Here is a 20,438-nt window from a genome sequence, read left to right on the forward strand (position 1 = left end):
GCCTGGAGCTTTTCGAGAGGTGCGATTAAACCTAGACCCGACGCCGCAGCATCAGTTGATCCAGCGCAAGCGGGGGCGTTTTTTGTTCGCCCCCGCCTGTCCCGAATTGGCTATTTTCCGCCGCCCAGCGAGTGGACGTAAACTGCCATCGCCTTGATGGTGGCGGGATCGAGCCGCCCTTCCCAGGCTGGCATCACACCCGCCCGGCCCTGGCCGATGGTCTCGATCAGCGACGCCTCGTCCGAACCATAGAGCCAAATCTTGTCGGTCAAATTGGGAGCGCCCATCTCCGGGTTGCCCTTGCCGCCGTCGCCATGGCAGGCGACGCAATTCTCCGCGAAGATCTTCTCGCCCTTGGCAGCGTCATAGCCCTTGCGGGTCGGAAGGCCCGACAGTGCCCGGACATAGTTGGCGGCCGTGACGATCTCATCCGGCTTCAGCACGCCGTCCTTGCCGAAGGCGAGCATCTGGCCTTCGTGCCCCTTGGCGTGGCCGGAACGTGCGCCGAACTGGATGGTCTGCATGATCTGGTCGAGCGATCCGCCCCACAGCCAGTCGTCGTCGTTCAGGTTCGGATAGCCCTTGGCACCGGCGCCGCCTGAGCCATGGCACGGCGCGCAATTGTCGCCGAACACGGTCTTGCCCTTGGCGCGTGCGAGCGCCAGCAGCGCCGGATCCTTCTCGATGTCGGCGAGCGAGGCCGCGCCCAGCGCCACCATCTTGGCTCCGCGGATCTTCTCGAGATTGGCGAGCTCGACCGCGACGTCGGCGCGCGTCGAGTAGCCGAACAGTCCCGTGGTATTGCTGGAGATCAGCGGCCAGGCCGGATACACGATCCAGTAGCCGATCGCCCAGACGATGGTGAGGTAGAACGTGATTACCCACCAGCGCGGCAGCGGCGTGTTGAGCTCCTTGATGCCGTCCCACTCATGTCCGGTCGTGGACCTGCCGGAGACGGGATCGATGTCGCTATGATGATCGGTCATGATCTCTTACTCCTCCCGCAACGGCAAATGTGCCGCTTCGTCGAAAGCTGCCTTGTTACGGGGCCAGAATGCGTAGGCGATGATCGCGACAAAGATCGCGACGAACACCGGCGTCCAGATCGTGGTCACGAGACCGGACGCGAGATTGTCGAGGGTCAGGATGGCTTTCATCGTTGGTGCCTTCTCAGCGAAGATTGGCTTTCTCGTTGTAGATCTTGAAGTCGACCAGCGTGCCGAGCATCTGGAGATAGGCGATCAGGGCGTCCATCTCGGTCGGCGTGCCGGCCTTGCCATCGAAGTTGCGCACCACGGCCTTGGCGTAGCGCTTGGTGAAAGCGTCGGAGCCGGCATTGTCAGGATCGGCCTGCGCCTTCATGTCGGCGCCCGCATTGGCGATCTGGTCGTCGGTATAGGGCGTGCCGACGGTCCGCAGCGTGCGCATGTGGTCGGCGATCGTGTCCGGATCGACCTCGGTCTTGCTGAGGAACGGATAGCCGGGCATCACCGACTGCGGCACGATTGCGCGCGGGTTGGTCAGATGGGTGACGTGCCAGTCGTCGGAATATTTGGCGCCGACGCGGGCAAGATCGGGACCGGTGCGCTTCGAGCCCCACTGGAACGGATGGTCGTACATGCTCTCGGCGGCCAGCGAGAAATGGCCATAGCGCTCGACCTCGTCGCGCAAGGGCCGGATCATCTGCGAATGGCAGAGATAGCAGCCCTCGCGGATGTAGACGTTGCGCCCGGCGAGCTCCAGCGGCGTATACGGCCGGATCCCGTCGACCGCCTCGATCGTGCTCTTGAGGTAGAACAGCGGGGTGATCTCGACGAGACCGCCGATCGCGATCACCAGCAGGATGCCGACGATCAGGATGATCGAGTTCTTTTCGAAGATTTGGTGGCGTGTCCAGAACGACATGGAAAACTCCTCATTCCGCCGGCTGGAGAGCGACGGGCATCTGGACTTCCTGTTCGCCGACGCGAACCGTCATCCAGAGATTATAGGCCATGATCAACGCGCCGATCAGGAACAGCCCGCCGCCGGCAGCGCGGATGATGTAGAAGGGATGCATCGCCTCGACGGTCTCGATGAAGGAATATTCGAGGAAGCCGAGCGAGGTGTAAGCGCGCCACATCAGGCCCTGGAGGATGCCGGACACCCACATCGCCGAGATGTAGAGGACGATGCCAAGCGTCGCGATCCAGAAGTGCCAGTTGACGAGCTTGAGGCTGTAGAGGCCCTTCCGATTCCAGATCCAGGGTACGAGGCAGTAGAGCGCGCCAAAGGAGACGAAGCCGACCCAGCCGAGCGCGCCGGAGTGCACGTGGCCGATGGTCCAGTCGGTGTAGTGGCTGAGCGAGTTGACCACCTTGATCGACATCATCGGGCCTTCGAAGGTCGACATGCCGTAGAAGGCGACGGAGACCACGAGCATGCGCAGCACGGGATCAGTGCGCAGCTTGTCCCAGGCGCCCGACAGCGTCATCAGGCCGTTGATCATGCCGCCCCAGGAGGGCATCCACAGCATGATGGAGAAGGTCATGCCGAGCGTCTGGGTCCAGTCCGGCAGCGCCGTGTAGTGCAGATGGTGCGGGCCGGCCCAGATGTAGAGGAAGATCAGCGCCCAGAAATGGATGATCGAGAGACGGTAGGAATAGATCGGCCGCTCGGCGCGCTTGGGGATGAAGTAGTACATGATGGCAAGGAAGCCGGCGGTCAGGAAGAAGCCGACCGCGTTGTGGCCGTACCACCACTGGAACATGGCGTCCTGGATGCCGCCCCAGGCGATGTAGGATTTCGAGCCGAACACCGAGACCGGCAGCGCCGGGTTGTTGCCGAGATGCAAGACCGCAATCGTCACGATGAAAGCGAGATAGAACCAGTTCGCGACGAAGATGTGCGGCTCCTTGCGCTTGATGATCGTGGCAAGGAAGACCAGCAGATAGGTGACCCAGACGATGGTCAGCCACAGATCGGCGTACCATTCCGGCTCGGCATATTCCTTCGACTGGGTGACGCCGAGCAGATAGCCGGTGCCGGCGATCAGGATGAAGAAGTTGTAGCCTACGACGACGAACCAGGGCGCGAGATCGCCTGCAAGGCGAACGCGGCAGCTCTTCTGGACGACGTAGAAGGAGGTCGCGATCAGGACGTTGCCGCCAAAGGCGAAGATCACTGCGGACGTGTGCAGCGGACGCAGGCGGCCGAAGCTGGTCCAGGGCAGATCGAAGTTCAGCGCCGGCCACGCCAGTTGCGAGGCGATGATGAGGCCGACGAGAAAGCCGGCAATGCCCCAGAACATCGCCATGACCGAGGAGAACTTGATCGGCCCCATGTTGTAGTTGGGGCGTCCGTTGATCTCCGCAGGCGGCAGCGCCGCCGGCCGGTCGAGGTAGCGGTTGATGATGCAGAAGACCGCGGCGACGCTCGCTGCCGCGCCCAGCGCGGCGTGGAAGGCGAAGGGCGCATCGAGCGCCTTGGCCGAGGCAATCACGCAGAGGAAGGCGGTGACCGCGAACACGACAGCCAGGCCGCTTTCACCTGACGTCATGGACTTGGAGATGGAGGGCTGGCTCATGCGGATTCTCTCTGAAAGAACACAGGGCCAGAAACCACATTCGCCCTCGCGGGGAATTGATTGAAATCAAGCTATGTGGATTTCTGTTAATGTGGGTGATGCGGCGCCAGTTGCAGTGCCCTCTCCCCTTGCGTGAGAGGGCAGCGAGGACGGCGCGGCAATCTCACTTGGGTGAGGGGTTGGTCTCGACGAAGAGTCTTTCGGTGGAGAAAACCCCTCATCCGGCGCCATAGCCGAAGCTTCGCTTCGGCGTTCTCAAGAACGGCGGCCGAAGGCCGCCTATGCCACCTTCTCCCACAAGCGGAGAAGGGGAAACGTCACTCTTGTGCCGTCGCCTTGAGCGCCGCGATGACGTCCTCGCGCGCGACGATTCCGACCAGCTTCTGCGCGCCGTCGAGCACGATGATGCTCCTGATGCGGTGCTCGACCATAATCTGGAGCACGCGCGTCAGCCGCGTGTCGGGGCTGACATAGATAAAGTCGGGCGTCATGACGTCGCCGATCTTGCGGCTCATCAGGTCGCGATAGCGCGGCAGCATCTGGCTCGGCGTGAAGGCGAAGCACTTCAGGATGTCGAATTTCGTGACGATGCCGACGACCTGCCCGTCGTCCTCGACGGGATAGGAATTGAAATCGTCGCGTTCGAACATTTCGCTGAGCGCGAGCAGGTCGAGGTCGCGCCTCACCGTCCTGACCTCGTGCGTCATGTAGCCGTCGACGGTCTGCTCAAGGAATCTGTACACGGCGCGTCCTCTTTGATTCGTCTTGCACCGCTCCCGCGTCAGTGCGACAGCAGCACGCAGCGGGCAGATTGAGTGACCAGGTACTGGGTGACGCCGCCGAGGATCAGTTCGCGGAAGCGCGAATGACCGTAGGCACCGGCGACGATCAGGCTGGCGCCGACATCGCCGGCAATTTTCTCCAGTTGCCCGGCAACGGTTTCGTTGCGGGCCGCTTCGGAAACGCGCGCGATCGCGGTCACGCCATGGCGGGCAAGCCACGCCGTCACGTCGGTCACGCCAGCGACCGCGGCGGCGCGATCGTCGTCGCCTTCGGGAATTGCAAGGACGGTGACATCCCTGGCCTTGCGCAGTATCGGCAGCGCATCGACCAGCGCCCGCCGCGCTTCCGGCGTATCCTTCCACGCCACCAGGACGCTGCGCAGATCGAGCCAGTTGACGCCGTCAGGCACGACCAGGATCGGCCGGCCGGCTTGCATCACCAGATCCTTTGGGCTCGCGAGCGCGAAGGCGTCGGAGAAGGCCGGGCTCTGCCCGCCGGCGACCACGATGTCGGCGCAACGCGCCTGGGTGAACGTAAAGCGCGCCGGGAAATCCATGGCGCTGCGCCATTCCACATGTCCGCCGCGATTCCTGATCGCGGCGCGGAATTGCGCCTCGAGCTCGCCCAGGCGTCGCTTGACCGAGGCTTCTCCCTCATCGATCAGTCCCTGCCCTGCGGCGCCATCGCTGAAGTAGAGCGGCGGGGCGAACTGCGCCGCGGCAACGCCGATGATCGACGCCCCAAATCGTTCGGCAAGCTCGCCCACGACCTGAAGCCGCGCCTCGTTCGGCTGATCGAGCGCCAGGCTGACCATCACGGTCGCGTATGTCATCGGAATCTCCGGGGCAATGAGCTTTGATCCGATCGTAAGCCGGCCGCCGGCTGGCAGGATGAGATAGATCAAAACCTTGGATCACCGCGCGGGGCCGAAATCTGCCAATGGTATAAGACATCGGAACTTGCCTCTGGCCCCCCCTTGGGTACATTGCCGACGGTAACGCTGTGCGGTTCCCCGCATCAGAATGGGAGTGATCGTGTGGCGCCGACCCGTGTGATTCATCCGCAAGATGACGGCCGGGGCGAACATTTCCGCGTTCGAATCGAAGGATTTGGCGTCGGGACCTGGGATCTCGATCTCAAGACACTGGAATTGGAGTGGTCGGAGACGGCCAGAATCCTGTTCGGAATCGAATCCGGCCAATCGGTGAGTTACCCGCTGTTCCTGTCCCGGCTGGAGCCGAACGACCGCGAGCGGATCGAGAGTGCGATCCGGCGCGTCTCCGAACGGGGCGGCAGCTTCGACGTGTCGTTCAGGGTCACGGGGGCGTCGGGCAGAACGCAGTGGATCCGCGCCCGCGCGGGGCTGATTCGAGACGACGCCGGCGCCGCCCGACATCTCAGCGGCATCTTTCTTGACGTCGATGAGGAGAAGCAGGTCGAGGAAACCCTGCGCACCCGCGAGAGTCACCTCCGCTCGATCCTCCAGACGATTCCCGACGCCATGATCGTCATCGACGGCCATGGCGTCATCCAGCTCTTCAGCGCGGCGGCCGAGCGCCTGTTCGGGTGGGTCGAGTCGGAAGCGATCGGCCAGAACGTCCGCATCCTGATGCCGGAGCCCGACAGCTCACGTCACGACGGCTACATCGCGCGCTACCGGACCACCGGCGACCCGCACATCATCGGCATCGGCCGGATCGTGACCGGCAAGCGTCGCGACGGCACGACCTTTCCGATGCACCTGTCGATCGGCGAGATGCAGTCGGGCGGCGAGCCCTATTTTACCGGTTTCGTCCGCGATCTTACCGAGCATCAGAAAACCCAGACGCGGCTCCAGGAACTGCAGTCCGAACTTGTCCACGTCTCGCGGCTGAGCGCGATGGGCGAAATGGCGTCCGCGCTCGCTCACGAGCTCAACCAGCCGCTGGCAGCGATCAGCAACTACATGAAGGGGTCGCGGCGGCTGCTCGCCGGAAGCCAGGATCCGAATACGCCGAAGATCGAGAGCGCCCTGGACCGCGCCGCCGAGCAGGCGCTGCGCGCCGGCCAGATCATCCGCCGCTTGCGCGACTTCGTCTCCCGCGGCGAATCGGAGAAAAGGATCGAGAGCCTGTCCAAGCTGATCGAAGAGGCCGGCGCCCTCGGGCTGGCAGGCGCGCGCGAGCAGGACGTGCAGCTTCGCTTCAGCCTCAATCCCAATGCCGATCTCGTGCTCGCCGACCGGGTGCAAATCCAGCAGGTGCTGGTCAATCTGTTCCGCAACGCGCTGGAAGCGATGGCGCAGTCGCCTCGGCGCGAGCTCGTCGTCGCCAACACTCGCGTCGCCGACGACATGATCGAGATCGAGGTCTCCGATACCGGCTCCGGATTCCAGGACGACGTCATGCCAAACCTGTTTCAGACTTTTTTCACCACCAAGGACACCGGCATGGGAGTGGGACTGTCCATCAGCCGCTCGATCATCGAGGCTCACGGCGGCCGGATGTGGGCCGAGAGCAACGCATCGGGTGGAGCGACATTCCGCTTCACGTTGCCGGCAGCCGACGAGAACTGATCCATGACGACCAAGGGAATCATCTACGTCATTGACGACGACGAGGCGATGCGGGATTCGCTGAATTTCCTGCTGGATTCAGCTGGCTTCGGCGTCACACTGTTCGACAACGCGCAGAGTTTTCTCGATGCCCTGCCCGGCCTCGTCTTCGGCTGCGTCGTCTCCGACGTGCGCATGCCCGGCATCGATGGCATCGAACTTCTCAAGCGCCTGAAGGCGCAGCGCAGCCGGTTTCCGATCCTGATCATGACGGGCCATGGCGACGTGCCGCTCGCGGTCGAGGCGATGAAGCTCGGTGCCATGGATTTCCTGGAAAAGCCGTTCGAAGATGACCGCCTCGTCGCCATGATCGAATCCGCGATCCGCGAGGGCGAGCCGGCGGCCAAGAACGAGGCCATCGCCCAGGACGTCGCAGCTCGCGTCGCTTCCCTGAGCCCCAGGGAACGCCAGGTCATGGAGGGGCTGATCGCGGGCCTCTCCAACAAGCTGATCGCCCGCGAGTACGACATCAGCCCACGCACCATCGAGGTCTACCGGGCCAATGTGATGACCAAGATGCAGGCCAACAGCCTGTCGGAACTGGTGCGGCTGGCAATGCGGGCCGGAATGCTCAACGATTGAAGTCAGCAGGATTGAGGCAAGTCAAAACCGTCCGCCCGCCCTGTGCTACCAGATCGGAATGATTGCGATCAGCTCCCATCCTGAGCGGCTCCCGATGTCGTCACCCGCGAAACCAACCGTCTATGTGGTGGATGACGACGCCGCCGTGCTGGGCTCCCTGCGCTTCCTGTTGGAAACCGACGGTTTTGCCGTGCGGACCTTCAGGAATGCCACGGCGCTGCTCAATGCGGCGAGCCCGTCCGGTGCAGACTGTTACGTCATCGATTACAAGATGCCCGACATCAACGGCATCGAGCTGGCCGGGCGACTGCGCCAGTCCGAGGGCGACACCCCGGTGATCTTGATCACCGGCTATCCCGACCCGAATATCTCGGCCCGGGCGGCGGCCGCAGGCGTGAATGAAGTGATTCTGAAGCCGCTTCTGGATGAAAACCTGGTCAAACGCATTCGCCACGCCATCCAGAACCGGGTCCATAGCTGACCTACGGGATTGTACGTAAGGCACCCCCCTTAAGATATCTCGCGAAATTTTCGAGGCACCCGATACCGCGTACCAAAGCGTCATCACAACGGAGATGGCGCAGATGCTGACCCAGACGATCAACACCCAGGCGATCAAGACCCAGATCAACGGCAGCAAGATCGCCCCGGGCCATCCCGTCTCTGACCAGTTCGGTGCGATCGCTGGCCATGTCGGCCTCGTTGCCACCGAGTTCTCCTACCGCAAGGAAGAGGAGATCTATGGCGAGGACGAGCCGGCCGAGTACGTCTATCAGGTCGTCACCGGCGCCGTGCGCAGCTACAAGCTTCTCTCCGACGGCCGCCGCCAGATCGGCTCCTTCCACCTTCCCGGCGACGTGTTCGGCCTCGAATCCGGCACCACCCATCGCCTTGCCGCTGAAGCTATCATCGACACCACGGTGCGCCTCGTGAAGCGCGCGAGCCTCGAGAAGGCCGCAGCCACCGACGTCCAGGTCGCCCGCAAGCTCTGGGCCATGACCGCCGGTGAACTTCGCCACGCCGAAGACCACATGCTGCTGCTGGGCCGCAAGACCGCGATGGAGCGCGTCGCAACCTTCCTGCTCGAAATGGACCGCCGCCTCGCGGTTGCCGGCATGATGGCGCTGCCGATGTGCCGCCGCGACATCGGCGACTATCTCGGTCTCACGCTCGAGACCGTCTCGCGCGCGCTGTCGCAGCTTCACGCCCAGGGCATTCTCGGCTTCTCGGGCGCCCGCCAGATCGTACTGCGCAACCGGGCACGCCTGCACAATCTCGACGCCTGATCTCCCCTCTCCCACCCCCTCATGGCCGGCTGATTGGTTCAGCCGGCCATTTCTTTTGCTGCGATCATGCCCTTGCGCCGCGTCTCCGGCATCACAAGCAGAATCAGCAGAAGTCCCGTCGCCGCGACGCCGGAGAGTCCGGTGAACGCCATGGCATTGCCGAATTTATCGCTGACATAGCCGCCGAGCGCGGTGCTCAGCGACGCGCCGATGCCCATGGCCGTGCCGACGATGCCCTGCGCAAGGTTGAAATGGCCGCTGCCGAAGGCGACGTCGGCCACGATCAGCGGGATCATCACCGCGAACACCGCCGCGGTGAGGCCGTCGAACACCTGCACGAGTACCAGCAGATACGGATCGCGCACGGTCGCAAACAGCAGGCCGCGAATCGTCAGCGCCGCAAATCCAATCAGCAGCAGCGGCCTGCGCCCCCACGCTTGCGCCTTGCGCCCGACGCTCGGCGACAGCAGCGCCACGATCGCCTGCGGCACGACGATGCAAAAGGCGACGAGCACCGTCGCCCACTCGCTCGATCGCGCCGTCACCGCGCTTGCCATCAGCGGCATCATCGAGGCGTTCGCGAGCTGCAACAGGAGCACGCTGAGCGCGAAGACGATGAGCGGCCGCTGCCGGATCAGATGCCAGATATTGGTGTCGCCGCGATCCTCCGCCTCGCGCGGCATCTCGCCGTGACAGCGCGCGATGTCGACCTCGTGCTCGCGGATGCGAGAGAGCGCGATCAAGGTGGGGATTGCGAGTAGGAACGTGACCAGGAAAACCGAGCGGCTCGACAGCAGATAGCCGGCCGTTCCCATCACCGCGGCCGCAACGCCGTTGCCAAGCGAAGCAAAGCGCGCGTTGCGGCCGAGACGCTCGCCGATCGCGAACGGGCCGACCAGACCGAGGCTGATCGCCGCGATCGCCGGTCCGAGCACGCAGCTCGCCGCCGCGTGCAAGGTGGCCGCAGCCACCACCACGGGGAAGATCGGCATCGCCGCATAGGCGAGCGCGCAGCAGCCGATGGTGGCAATCGCGAGGCCTGCGACCAGCCGCTCGGACTTTGCGGCATCGATGATGGCGCCGCCCGGCATCTGGCCGATCAGGGCAACGATGCCGCCGATCGACAGCACGAGGCCGATCTCGACCTGGGTCCATTTCTGGGTCGTCAGATAGACCGCGATGAACGGCCCGAATCCGGTCTGAACGTCGGCGAGGAAGAAGATGAACCAGTCGAGGCCGCGCAGGCTCTGGCGCGACGGCGCCGGAATGCCGGCAGGCGACGGCGCCGCAAATTTGTCCTGCTCAACGCGACCCTCGCGATCCGCATGATTCGGCTTCCTCGACAACAGCACCGGCGGCCATCCCTCCCCGCGCCTCACTGAACGGCTTGCAGCGGCTGCAGGCTGCCGGACGCGCCGAGCACCACCATCGGCGTGTCCTCCTTGTATTCCGGCGCGGCTGCGACCTGTGCCTTGGTCAATTCCAGCGTGATGCTGTCCTTCTTGTTGACGATCTTGCCGAACCGCATCGCGTTCCAGTCCACCACGATCTTGCGGCTGCCGACGCCGAGGAAGCCGCCGAAATCGATCACGGCGGCACGCACGTGCCCGCTCCGATCGACGATGACGTCGACGATGCGGCCCATGTCCTCGTTCGCCGCGCTGAGCACGTCACGGCCGAGCACACCGTGCGCATCGCTCGCGCCGATGATCGTGACCGACGGCGGTGGCGCGGCATTCTTTGGCGTGACGGGGACCGATGACGCCGGCGGCTGCGCCGTCGGCGGTGCATTCGCTTCAGTCGCGGGTGCGGGCGGCTCCTCCGCGGCGCGTGACACGGCGAGCGTCATTCCGCAGACGATCACGACGCCCAGGGCCAACCATCCGGCGGTACGCATGCACCCTCCTTCCGGCGCGCCGCTAGCGCGCCAGCACGATCGAGACCTGGATCTGGCCACGCGTGCGCAACACCTCCAGCGCCACGTCGTCGCCATGGCGGCTGACGCGCAGGTCCACGCTGGACTCGCCCAGACGCAGATCGCGCAAGATCACCTCGTGCAGAAACGCTGGCAGATGCGGATTGCGCAGCCGGATCTCGCCGCGCGCCACGTCGAACTCGATGCCCAGCGCCGCCTCCAAGAGCGTGAACGCCGTCGCGCTGGCCCAGGCCTGCGGCGCGCAGGCGACCGGATAGAGCGTCGGGCCCCGCCGCTTTTCACGCCGGAAACCGCAGAACAATTCGGGCAACCGGCGCAGGTCCATGTAGGTCGCGGCGTCGAACAGACCCTTGAAGACATGCGCGACCGAATGCTTGAGCCCGTAGCGCGCGAGCCCAAGCGCGATCAGCGCATTGTCGTGCGGCCAGATCGACCCGTCATGATAGGACATCGGGTTGTAACGCACCTCGCCGACAGCGACGGTGCGGATGCCCCAGCCCGAGAAGAAATGCGGCCGCATTAAATCGGCGGCGACGAGGCGCGCGCGGTCCTCGCGGATCATGCCGCTGAACAGGACCTGGCCGGCGTTGGAGGTCCGCACCTTGCAGGGCCGCTTCTTGCCGTCGAGCGCAAGCGCATAGGTGCCGAGCTCCTCGCACCAGAACGCGGCCTCGAAACGCTCGCCCAGCGTCTTGGCCTCGGCTTCGAGCTTCCTGGCGAGATCAGGCTTGCCAAGCCGGAGCGCGCAGCGCGCGGCGAGCCGCTTGGCGGCAAAGACGTAGCCTTGCACCTCGGCCAGCGCGAGATTGCCTTCCGCAAGCTGGCCATCGGCATGGAAGATCGCGTCGTAGGAATCCTTCCAGCCCTGGTTGGCGAGGCCCTTTTCCGTCGCGCGCTGATATTCGACGAAGCCGTCCTTGTCGGGATCCCCGGGGCCGTCGATCCAGGCCAGCCCCGCCTCGATGGCCGGCCACAGCTCGGTCAATGTCTTCTCGTCGCCGGTGCGTTCGAAATAGCTTCCTGCCAGCAGGACGAACAAGGCCGTGGAATCGACGCTGCCGTAATATTGCGCGAACGGCACCTCGCGCAGCGCCGCCATCTCGCCGCCGCGCATCTCATGCAGGATCTTGCCCGGCGCGGCATCGGCGAGCGGATCGACCGCCTTGGCCTGGAAATGGGCGAGCCGCCGCAGCACACCCTTGGCAATCCGCGGATCGACCCACAGCATCTGCAGCGCCGTGATCAGCCCATCGCGGCCGAACGTCGTCGAGTACCAGGGAATCCCCGCATAGGGATAGCGCCCCTGCGGCGTCTCCGTCATCAGCATGTTGAGGTCGGCCATGGCCTGGCACAGCACCTCGTTGAAGATGTTGTTGGAGGTCTCGATGCTGGCGGCCCCCATCGTCGATTGCCGCATCTCGCGGCGATGGGCGAGCAAACTCTGGAAAAAGCGCGCCGGCTTCTCCGCGATCGGCCGATTGCAGGACACGGCCACGAACAGGGATTTCGACTCATGCGGGTCGAGTTCGAGCTGCCAGGTCGCGGCGTTCACCGACAACTTCGTCGGGCGCGGATCGAAATGCAGGCCCGTGGTGCGCTCGGCGTCATCGAGACCGCGGTAGTCGAACAGCACGTCGGTCGGTCCCAACAGCCGGCTCGAGCCGATGCCGCGGCGCGGGCGCCGCTCGCCGCGGACCTCGAACAGATCGGCGAAATCGTTGTCGAACAGCAGCGTCAGCGCGAAGCCGGCCGGGCGGTCGCCGTGGTTCTGCACGCCGATGCGCTGATAGGCGGTGCCGCGCCACAGGAAGATCGTGCGCACGATGTGCAGCAGGTCCTTTTGCAGCACGAGGCTGCCCTGCCGGTAGATGTCCGGATTGGTGAGATCGACGGTCAGGGCTGAATTGTCGTCGCGCAGGTTCGAGCCCAGCAGCAACGGCTGGAGATCGTCGAGCACGAGCTCGAGCCTGGCAAGATAGCGCGTGTCGTGATGAAACAGGCCGTCGGGCCCGCCGGCCGAAGCGCCGATGTCGCCATGGCTGTCGAGCACGATAAAGGTGTCGTCGTGCTTGAGCGAACGCCGCGGCCGCGCCGACGGTCCCGTCATCGGAATATAGAAAGGCTGCTCCGCGACCTGGTCCACGGTCCGCGTCACGGAGACGAATTGGGTAACGGCTTCAGCCGACATCAGCAGCTCCCCTGCGCTTGTTTCGACACGCAACCGACTCAAACGCGACTGTTGGTTTACGCGGCGGCCTGGGCGAGCCGGCTCATTTCCTGCGTGACCAGCTCACGATAGGGCCCGTGGCCCTGCATCAGACGCTCGGGCGACCCGTCCTCGATGATCTTACCACCCCTCAACACGACCACGCGATCGAAATTGCGCAGGGTCGCGAGGCGATGCGCGATCGCAATGACCGTGCGGCCGCGCATCAGCCGCGACAACGCCTCGCGGATCGCCTCTTCGGATTCGCTGTCGAGCGCGGCGGTCGCCTCGTCCAGCAGCAGGATCGGCGCGTCCTTCAGGAAGGCGCGCGCAATCGCGATGCGCTGGCGCTGACCGCCGGACATCTTGACGCCGCGGTCGCCGACCATGGTGTCGAGACCACCAGGCAGGCTTTCGACGAAATCGCAGCGCGCCGCAATCGCGGCACGCAGCACCTCGTCGTCGGTCGCGTTCGGGCGGCCATAGCGGATGTTCTCGCGAATCGAGCGGTGGAACAGCGAGATGTCCTGCGGCACGACGGAGATCGCCTCGCGCAGGCTCTGCTGCGTCACCTTGGAAATGTCCTGGCCGTCGATGGTGATGCTGCCCTCGTCCGTATCGTAGAAGCGCTGCAACAGCGTGAACAGCGTCGACTTGCCGCCGCCGGACTGGCCGACAAGGCCGACGCGCTGGCCGGGTTGCAGGCGCAAGCTGAAGCGCTCGAAGATCTTTTCAGCCCCGGGATAGCCGAAGGTGACATTGTTGAACGCGATCGCGGCGCCGCTCTTCACCAGCGGCTCGGCCTCGGGGTGGTCGCGCAATTCATGCGGCACCAGCAGCGTGGCGATCGCCTCGGTGAGCCGGGCAACGTGCTGGGTGACGTCGACCAGCGCCACCGCGAGATCGCGCGTCGCGTTCAGAATGGAGAGACCGAGGGTGCAGACCAGCACCACGTCGCCGGTGGTCGCCCGGCCATCCTGCCAGAGCATGATCGCCCAAGCCATCAGGGCGATCGTGAGCACGACAGTGACGCCGGCATGGATAAGCCGCAGCTTCTCCAGATAGCGCAGGCTGCGGCCGCGCGCGGTGAGCTCCCGATTCACAGTCGCGTCGAACCGCTCATGCTCGTGCCCGATGCCACAGAAGGCGCGCACCAGCGGCATGTTGCTGATGACGTCGATCATCTCGCCGTCGACGACGGCGGCCTTGTCGGCGAAGTCGTCATGCAGCGGTTTTCCCGCGGCGGCGAGGCGGAACATCGCAAGCACCATGCCGCCGGCAATCACCATCAGGCCGAGCGCCATATAGGGACTGACCGTTCCAATCAGCGCGATGGCCGCAACCGTTGCGATGCACGGCGGCAGCACATTCCAGACGAACATGTTCTCGACCGTGAACACCGCGTTCGACGTCGCCGTGATGCGGCTCGTCAGCATGCCGGGCATGCGATCGGAGAAGTAGCTCGGCGCATGGCCGGTCAGATGGCGAAATATGTCACGGCGTAAGTCACCGGTGACACGGACGAAGGTGAAGCTGGCCGTCCAGCTCGCGATCCGCCAAAGGAAATTGTCGGCGGCGATGAGCGTCATGAGGAAAATGAATGCCAGCCATACGCTCCCACCATGCGCAGCGCCGGCCGACAAACTGTCGACGAGGGATTTGACGCCATACTGAGTGCCTACGGAGCAGGCAACGGCCGCCACCACAGCCGTCAGGATCACGAGATGCGACGCGAGCCGACGCCGAAGATAGCGCAAAACAAAGGCAAACGGCCGGTGCGCATACCCAGAAAGATGATCCATGTGACTATCGACCCCGTCGTGATGATTCAAACTTTTATTGTTAGTCGACTGAACATCGACACTTCGCCTCGGTTCCCGGGCACACTCATCACGACATGCGGATGCGGGCGTTCTGCGATGATGTGATGGCAGCATCGCGACGGGCATCCGACGTGTCGAATAAGTAACGTTCGGAAGGAGGAACTTCGCAAGTGCGGGAACGTTCCCTTGTCTGGCGTGCCGGTGCTGAACAGGCGGGGGCTTTCTACAATCATGATCGCACAGAGGAGATGGTGAGATGCGCATCGCGCAGGTAGCTCCGTTGACGGAGGCTGTTCCACCCAAGCTGTATGGCGGCACCGAGCGGGTGGTGCATTGGTTGACGGAAGAGCTGGTGGCCCTTGGGCACGATGTGACGCTGTTCGCGAGCGGCGATTCGCAAACCTCGGCAAAGCTGGATGCGCTGTGGCCGCGGGCGCTCCGCCTCGACGGTTCCGTGCGCGATCCCAATGCGCTGCACATGGTGATGCTGGAGCGGGTGCGGCAGAAATGTGACGACGAGGAGTTCGACTTCCTCCACTTCCATCTCGATTATTATCCGTGGTCGCTGTTCTACCGGCAGCCGACGCCGTTCCTCACCACGCTGCACGGCCGGCTCGACCTGCCGGAGCATCAACCGGTCTTCAACACCTTCTCGAAGGTCCCCGTCATCTCGATCTCGAATGCGCAGCGCCGCCCGGTGCCGCAGGCGAACTGGGTGAGGACGATCCACCACGGCCTGCCGGAGAACCTGCTGACGCCGAAGCCGGCGAAACAGGAATATCTCGCCGTGCTCGGCCGCATCGCGCCGGAAAAGGGCGTCGACCGCGCCATCAAGATCGCGACGCATTGCGGCATTCCGCTCAAGATCGCCGCCAAAGTCGATCGTGCCGACCAGGATTATTATGACGAGCTGATCCGACCGATGATCGAGAACAATCCGCTGGTGGAATTCATCGGCGAGATCAGCGATCACGAGAAGTCGGACTTCTTGAGCGGCGCGCTCGGCCTCTTGTTGCCGATCGACTGGCCGGAGCCGTTTGGCCTGGTGATGATCGAAGCCATGGCCTGCGGAACGCCGGTCGTCGCCTTCAACCGGGGCTCGGTGCCGGAGATCATCGACGAGGGCCTCACCGGCTTCGTCGTCGAGGACGTCCTCAGCGCAGCCGGCGTCGTCGGTCGCCTGTCGCAACTCGACCGCTCCGTCATCCGCAAGCAGTTCGAGACGCGCTTCACGGCGCGGCGCATGGCGCTGGATTATCTCGCGGCCTATCGCAGCCTCGGCGAGGAACAGGCGCCGCGGATCAAGCTGGTGAGCAGCGCGGAGTAGCAGGAGCACGCGCCCATCCCGTCGCGATCGTCATGGCCGGGCATGTCCCGGCCATCGACATTTGCGCCCTGCTCCATCAACACGTCATTGCGAGCGTAGCGAAGCAATCCAGACTGCCTCTCCGGAAAGACTCTGGATTGCTTCGCTACGCTCGCAATGACGGAGAAGGCGGTAGCCTACCTCACCACCGCCCGCTTCGGCTCGACGATCTCGAACATGCGCGGGAATTCGTCCATCAGGCCCATCAGCTCGGCGAGGCGCATCGGGTTGCCGGCGAATTTGACCTTGCCGGCGGCCACGGCCTCCGGAAAGCTGGTCAGTTTCGCGATCACCTCGTCGAGCGTCGACCGCGCGAGCGTGAAGCTGGCATCGGCATTGTCCGCCTGCATGCCCTCCGTGTAGGTCAGCGCGCAGTTCTCTAGATTGAGCACGAAGTTCTCGCCGGTGTCGGAAAAGCTCCAGTTCAGCACGATGTGCTTTCCTTCCGCCTTCGGTCCGTTGAGGCGGATCCCGAGCACGTCCCAGAGCTGCGAGGTACGCAGCGCCGCCAGCGTCTCGCGCGGCATCGGCGGGCGTGCCGGCACCTTCGGCATGCCCTGGCGCAACTCCTGCGCGCCGAACAGGTAGGCATTGCGCCAGGTCGCGCTTTCCGCGACGTAGCCGAGCTGCTCCAGCGTATCCGCCAGCAACGCACGTGCAGCCTGATTGTCCGGCTCGGCAAAGACGAGATGGCCGAGCGCCTGCGCCACGAAGCGGAATTCGCCATTGTCGAAATCGGCACGCGCCCGCGCGAGGATGGCGTCGGCGCCCCCCATGTACTCGACATATTTCCTGCCGGACTCCACCGGCGGCAGCGGATCGAGGTTGACCGGATTGGCGTCGTACCAGCCCAGATACTTTTGATAGATCGCCTTCACATTATGCCGGATGTGGCCGTAATAGCCGCGGCCGTGCCAGGCGCCCTCCAGGCTCTCGGGCAGCTGGATCGTCTCGGCGATCTCGGCCGCGGTGAGGCCGTGGTTCATCAGGCGAATGGTCTGGTCATGCGCGAATTTGTAGAGGTCGCGCTGCTGCCGGATCATGGTGCCGATGCGTTCGCGTCCCCACACCGGCCAGTGATGCTGGCCGCACATCGCCTCCGCCTTGCCATCCCAGAGCTGCAAGGCCTCGCCCAGATATTTCGACCAGGCCAGCGCGTCGCGCACGTCGGCACCGCGGAACGGCAGCAGATTGTGGAAATTGTGGGTGCAGTTCTCGGCCAGGTTCAACAGCTTGTAACGCGGGATGAAGAAATGCATCTCCGCCGGCGCTTCGCTGTTCGGCGCCATCTGGAATTCGAATGCGACGCCGTCGATCACGCGCCGGTCGCCGGTCGCCATGATCAAATCGGTCGGCCGCAGCAGCGCCACTGAACCTGCCGCCATCGACTTGCCGAGGCCGCAATCGACCTGCCCGCGCGCGCCCTTGGCGAGGAGCGGCCCGAACTGGTATTGCGCCCGGCGCAGCATCGCAGGGCCCGCGATGATGTTCTCGGAGACGGCATGCTCCATGAACAAGTTCGGCGCGATGATCGGCACGCGGCCGGTCGCGAGCGCGTCCTGCTCCAGCACGCCGCGCGCGCCGCCCCAATGGTCGGTGTGGGTGTGCGTGAAGATCACGGCCGCGACCGGTCGCTGGCCGCGATGCTTGTAGTAGAGATCGAGCGCGGCGCGCGCGCCCTCGATCGAAGTCAGGGTGTCGACGACGATGACGCCGCTGTCGCCTTCGATCAGCGTCATGTTGGCGATGTCGAGCCCACGCACCTGGTAGATTCCGGGCACGACCTCGAACAGGCCGTGCTGCATGTTGAGCCGCGACTGCCGCCACAGGCTCGGATTGACCGTGGCCGGCGCCTGCTCGGCGGCGAGAAAGCCGTAAGGCTCGAGGCTCCAGACCGTCCGCCCTTGCGGATTGGTGATCTCCGCGTTCTCGATGGTGCCGAGGAAGCCGCGTGCGGCGTCGTCGAAATCCCGCGTGTCGGAGAACGGCAACGCATTCAGCATCGCCGTTTGCTGCGCGATGACGGACGGCGTTGCGCCCTTCGGCTCGTTGCTGGACGTGTCCGTCATCTGCGTTCCTCCCGGCCTATTGCGCGGCATCTAACCGCATTCCGCGGTCGATTGCCATGGCGGCAGGACGCAGCAATGCGTAGCCTCGCGCCCACGGATGGAGAGAAGCAGCGTGTTCGCGGGCTACATGCCCAGCAATCTCGGCAGCCACAGCGACAGGCCCGGCCAATAGGTCACGACCACGAGGAATCCCAGCATGGTCAGCAGCCATGGCCACACCGCGACCGTGAGCTCGGTGATGCCCATCTTGGCGATGCCCGAGGCCACGTAGAGATTGAGGCCGACCGGCGGATGGCACAGCCCGACCTCCATGTTGACCGTCATCAGGATGCCGAAATGGATCGGATCGATGCCGAGCTTGATCGCAACCGGAAACAGGATCGGCGCCATGATCAGGATGATCGAGGACGGCTCCATCACGTTGCCAGCCAATAGCAGCAGGAGATTGACGACGAGGAGGAAGCCGATCCAGCCGAGGCCCTGGTCGATCATCCATTGCGCGAGCGCCTGCGGCACGTTCTCGTAGGTCATCAGGAACGAAAACAGGACGGCGTTGGTGATGATGTAGAGCAGCATCGCCGAAAGATTCGCTGACGACAGCAGCACCCGCGGCACGTCTCGCAGCTTCAGATCCTTGTAGATGAACACGGCGACGATGAAGGCGTACACCGCGCTGACGGCAGCAGCTTCGGTCGGTGTGAACAGGCCGCTGTAGATGCCGCCGATCACGATCACGATCAGCAGGATACCCCAGATCGACTTGCGGAACGCATCGAAGCGCTCGGAGAGGGTTGCTTTCGGCATCCTCGGATAGTCGTTACGCCAGGCCCGATAGAACGTCGTGGCGCCGAGCAGCATGGCGAGCACCATTCCCGGCACGATGCCGGCGATGAACAGCTTGCCGACGGAGGTGTTGGTGGAGACGGCAAAAAGCACCATCGGAATCGAGGGTGGAATGAGAATTCCCAGCGAGCCCGAGGTCGTGATCACGCCCGCCCCGAACCTCTTCGGAAATCCCTGCGCGATCATCGCGGGCAGGATCACCGATCCGATCGCCACCACGGTGGCCGGCGACGAGCCGGAAATCGCGGCGAACAGCGCGCAGGCGACCACGCCCGAGAGCGCAAGGCCGCCGTACCAATGGCCGACGAGCGAAGTCGCGAACGTGATCATCCGGCGCGCCACGCCGCCATGGGTCAGGAAGTTGCCGGCAAGGATGAAGAACGGGATCGCCATGATCTCGAAGCTCTCGATGCCGGTGAACAGCTTCAGCGCCACCGATTCCGTTCGCACGTCGGTCAGTGTGAACATGAAGCTGAGCACGGTCAGGCCGAGCGCGATCGAGATCGGCATGCCCGTGAGCATCAACGACAGCAGGAGGCCGAAGACGACGGCGACACGCAGGCCCTGCGGCAGCGTGATCACGTGCGCCGAATGGGCGAAGCACACGGCGACGATCAGGACCGGCAACAACATCAGGACCCAGCCGAGCGGGCTGCGTTCGTCGCGGACGACCTGACTGCGCGTGACCGGGGCCGGGTGGACCGGGTCTATTTCGACGCCCTCGACGCCGGCCATGTCGTGATGCGGCAGCTCGCCGGTGCGATAGAACGACCAGGCGACCTGCAGGAAGCGGAAGCACATCAGCCCGGAGCCGAGCGGGATGGTGAGATACACCAGCCACATCGGTGCTTCCAGATCGTTGGATTGCTGGCCGGTCTGCCACATCTGGCCGACGAACGCGGCGCCGAAATAGCATACGATGGCAGTGAAAAGGGCGCCGCACATCAGGCCGAACGTGATGACGCGGCGGCGCGATCCGCCGGGAAGGATATTGACCAGGACGTCGACGCCGACATGGATGCCGGTGCGCACGCCGTAGGCCGCACCGAACTTCGCCATCCAGATGAACATGTAGATGCAGAGTTCCTGCGCCCAGGACAAGTCGAGAGCGGCAAGCCAGACGAACGCGGCTCGCGCGGGGACGGCCAGCAAGGCCAGGTTGCGCGCCTCCGCCCATTTGGCGATGTCGATCGACAGCCCGGCACCATATCGGTGCAGCACGGCAACGAAGATGAGCAATGTCGCGGCCGCGATCATCGTCGCGATCAGCCATTCCTCGAGATGATCGAGCACACGATTCAATGCACGCAGCAACTTGGTCCCCTCAGCTTGGCTGATCATTCAAGAGCAACGGCCGGGAGTGCGATCACCCCCGACCGTTCATGG

The 20,438-nt window shown here is 64.3% G+C and carries 17 protein-coding genes and 1 pseudogene; 5 read left to right on the plus strand and 13 right to left on the minus strand.

Translation table 11 applies throughout. From position 1 onward, the window contains the following. Positions 1-110: 110 nt before the first annotated feature. The 6 genes from ccoP to AC0L20_RS14015 form a co-directional block, all read right to left on the minus strand. On the minus strand, positions 111-986 hold the full coding sequence (gene ccoP / locus AC0L20_RS13990) for a cytochrome-c oxidase, cbb3-type subunit III (protein WP_473288982.1): 876 nt from the start codon (positions 984-986) through the stop codon (positions 111-113). Positions 987-992: 6 nt separating this feature from the next. Further along, positions 993-1,157, minus strand: coding sequence for a CcoQ/FixQ family Cbb3-type cytochrome c oxidase assembly chaperone (locus AC0L20_RS13995; RefSeq protein ID WP_007594016.1), 165 nt, complete (start codon positions 1,155-1,157; stop codon positions 993-995). Positions 1,158-1,170: 13 nt separating this feature from the next. Further along, complete coding sequence (gene ccoO / locus AC0L20_RS14000) at positions 1,171-1,905, minus strand: cytochrome-c oxidase, cbb3-type subunit II (RefSeq protein ID WP_247288469.1); 735 nt, start codon at positions 1,903-1,905, stop codon at positions 1,171-1,173. 10 nt (positions 1,906-1,915) lie between these two features. Next, positions 1,916-3,565 (minus strand): cytochrome-c oxidase, cbb3-type subunit I, encoded by a 1,650-nt coding sequence (gene ccoN, locus AC0L20_RS14005; protein WP_473288983.1) that lies wholly within the window; start codon positions 3,563-3,565, stop codon positions 1,916-1,918. 317 nt (positions 3,566-3,882) lie between these two features. Beyond that, entirely contained in the window at positions 3,883-4,308 is a 426-nt protein-coding gene (locus tag AC0L20_RS14010; RefSeq protein ID WP_473288984.1) for a CBS domain-containing protein, read from the minus strand. Positions 4,309-4,346: 38 nt separating this feature from the next. Beyond that, positions 4,347-5,180: a universal stress protein gene (locus tag AC0L20_RS14015; RefSeq protein WP_473288985.1), complete on the minus strand. Its 834-nt coding sequence runs from the start codon at positions 5,178-5,180 to the stop codon at positions 4,347-4,349. Between the two features lie 204 nt (positions 5,181-5,384). On the opposite strand from AC0L20_RS14015, the gene fixL reads away from it, so the two are divergent. The 4 genes from fixL (at position 5,385) to AC0L20_RS14035 (ending at position 8,809) form a co-directional block, all read left to right on the plus strand. Next, entirely contained in the window at positions 5,385-6,902 is a 1,518-nt protein-coding gene (gene fixL, locus AC0L20_RS14020; protein WP_473288986.1) for a sensor protein FixL, read from the plus strand. Between the two features lie 3 nt (positions 6,903-6,905). Then, positions 6,906-7,523, plus strand: coding sequence for a response regulator FixJ (fixJ, locus tag AC0L20_RS14025; protein WP_473288987.1), 618 nt, complete (start codon positions 6,906-6,908; stop codon positions 7,521-7,523). A gap of 58 nt (positions 7,524-7,581) precedes the next feature. Continuing rightward, on the plus strand, positions 7,582-8,004 hold the full coding sequence (locus AC0L20_RS14030) for a response regulator (RefSeq protein WP_473288988.1): 423 nt from the start codon (positions 7,582-7,584) through the stop codon (positions 8,002-8,004). A gap of 103 nt (positions 8,005-8,107) precedes the next feature. After that, positions 8,108-8,809, plus strand: a complete 702-nt coding sequence (locus AC0L20_RS14035; protein WP_007594028.1) for a helix-turn-helix domain-containing protein — start codon at positions 8,108-8,110, stop codon at positions 8,807-8,809. A gap of 38 nt (positions 8,810-8,847) precedes the next feature. Here the strand turns inward: AC0L20_RS14035 and AC0L20_RS14040 are convergent, their stop codons facing one another. From AC0L20_RS14040 to AC0L20_RS14055, 4 genes are read right to left on the minus strand one after another with little or no spacing between them, the layout of a single operon-like run. Beyond that, the gene (locus AC0L20_RS14040) at positions 8,848-10,161 is read right to left on the minus strand and encodes an MFS transporter (protein WP_473288989.1); all 1,314 of its coding nucleotides are present in this window, start codon (positions 10,159-10,161) and stop codon (positions 8,848-8,850) included. A 23-nt stretch (positions 10,162-10,184) separates the two neighbouring features. Then, positions 10,185-10,706, minus strand: coding sequence for a PRC-barrel domain-containing protein (locus AC0L20_RS14045; RefSeq protein ID WP_473288990.1), 522 nt, complete (start codon positions 10,704-10,706; stop codon positions 10,185-10,187). 22 nt (positions 10,707-10,728) lie between these two features. After that, positions 10,729-12,933: an amylo-alpha-1,6-glucosidase gene (locus AC0L20_RS14050; protein ID WP_473288991.1), complete on the minus strand. Its 2,205-nt coding sequence runs from the start codon at positions 12,931-12,933 to the stop codon at positions 10,729-10,731. Positions 12,934-12,989: 56 nt separating this feature from the next. Beyond that, positions 12,990-14,753, minus strand: a complete 1,764-nt coding sequence (locus AC0L20_RS14055) for an ABC transporter ATP-binding protein (RefSeq protein WP_473288992.1) — start codon at positions 14,751-14,753, stop codon at positions 12,990-12,992. Between the two features lie 277 nt (positions 14,754-15,030). On the opposite strand from AC0L20_RS14055, the gene AC0L20_RS14060 reads away from it, so the two are divergent. Next, positions 15,031-16,101: a glycosyltransferase family 4 protein gene (locus tag AC0L20_RS14060; protein WP_473288993.1), complete on the plus strand. Its 1,071-nt coding sequence runs from the start codon at positions 15,031-15,033 to the stop codon at positions 16,099-16,101. Between the two features lie 176 nt (positions 16,102-16,277). On the opposite strand, the gene AC0L20_RS14065 is transcribed toward AC0L20_RS14060, so the two are convergent. From AC0L20_RS14065 to AC0L20_RS14075, 3 genes and pseudogenes are all read right to left on the minus strand, one after another. Beyond that, entirely contained in the window at positions 16,278-18,209 is a 1,932-nt protein-coding gene (locus tag AC0L20_RS14065; protein ID WP_473288994.1) for an alkyl/aryl-sulfatase, read from the minus strand. 123 nt (positions 18,210-18,332) lie between these two features. After that, positions 18,333-19,613 carry a TRAP transporter large permease gene (locus tag AC0L20_RS14070; protein ID WP_473289061.1) on the minus strand — a complete coding sequence of 427 codons (1,281 nt, stop codon included), beginning with the start codon at positions 19,611-19,613 and terminating at the stop codon, positions 18,333-18,335. A gap of 216 nt (positions 19,614-19,829) precedes the next feature. Beyond that, positions 19,830-20,393: pseudogene (locus AC0L20_RS14075) on the minus strand (TRAP transporter small permease); the annotation flags it as partial. Positions 20,394-20,438 lie beyond the last annotated feature (45 nt).

The sequence above is a fragment of the Bradyrhizobium sp. Kon58 genome, from assembly GCF_055807455.1.

Excerpts from the sequence above, each read along its gene's own strand:
- AC0L20_RS14035 (WP_007594028.1), top strand. The coding sequence starts at position 8,108 with ATGCTGACCCAGACGATCAACACCCAGGCGATCAAGACCCAGATCAAC.
- AC0L20_RS14050 (WP_473288991.1), bottom strand. The coding sequence starts at position 12,933 with ATGTCGGCTGAAGCCGTTACCCAATTCGTCTCCGTGACGCGGACCGTG.
- AC0L20_RS13995 (WP_007594016.1), bottom strand. The coding sequence starts at position 1,157 with ATGAAAGCCATCCTGACCCTCGACAATCTCGCGTCCGGTCTCGTGACC.
- AC0L20_RS14065 (WP_473288994.1), bottom strand. The coding sequence starts at position 18,209 with ATGACGGACACGTCCAGCAACGAGCCGAAGGGCGCAACGCCGTCCGTC.
- AC0L20_RS14055 (WP_473288992.1), bottom strand. The coding sequence starts at position 14,753 with ATGGATCATCTTTCTGGGTATGCGCACCGGCCGTTTGCCTTTGTTTTG.
- ccoO (WP_247288469.1), bottom strand. The coding sequence starts at position 1,905 with ATGTCGTTCTGGACACGCCACCAAATCTTCGAAAAGAACTCGATCATC.
- fixJ (WP_473288987.1), top strand. The coding sequence starts at position 6,906 with ATGACGACCAAGGGAATCATCTACGTCATTGACGACGACGAGGCGATG.
- AC0L20_RS14060 (WP_473288993.1), top strand. The coding sequence starts at position 15,031 with ATGCGCATCGCGCAGGTAGCTCCGTTGACGGAGGCTGTTCCACCCAAG.
- AC0L20_RS14045 (WP_473288990.1), bottom strand. The coding sequence starts at position 10,706 with ATGCGTACCGCCGGATGGTTGGCCCTGGGCGTCGTGATCGTCTGCGGA.
- AC0L20_RS14030 (WP_473288988.1), top strand. The coding sequence starts at position 7,582 with ATGATTGCGATCAGCTCCCATCCTGAGCGGCTCCCGATGTCGTCACCC.
- ccoN (WP_473288983.1), bottom strand. The coding sequence starts at position 3,565 with ATGAGCCAGCCCTCCATCTCCAAGTCCATGACGTCAGGTGAAAGCGGC.
- AC0L20_RS14015 (WP_473288985.1), bottom strand. The coding sequence starts at position 5,180 with ATGACATACGCGACCGTGATGGTCAGCCTGGCGCTCGATCAGCCGAAC.
- ccoP (WP_473288982.1), bottom strand. The coding sequence starts at position 986 with ATGACCGATCATCATAGCGACATCGATCCCGTCTCCGGCAGGTCCACG.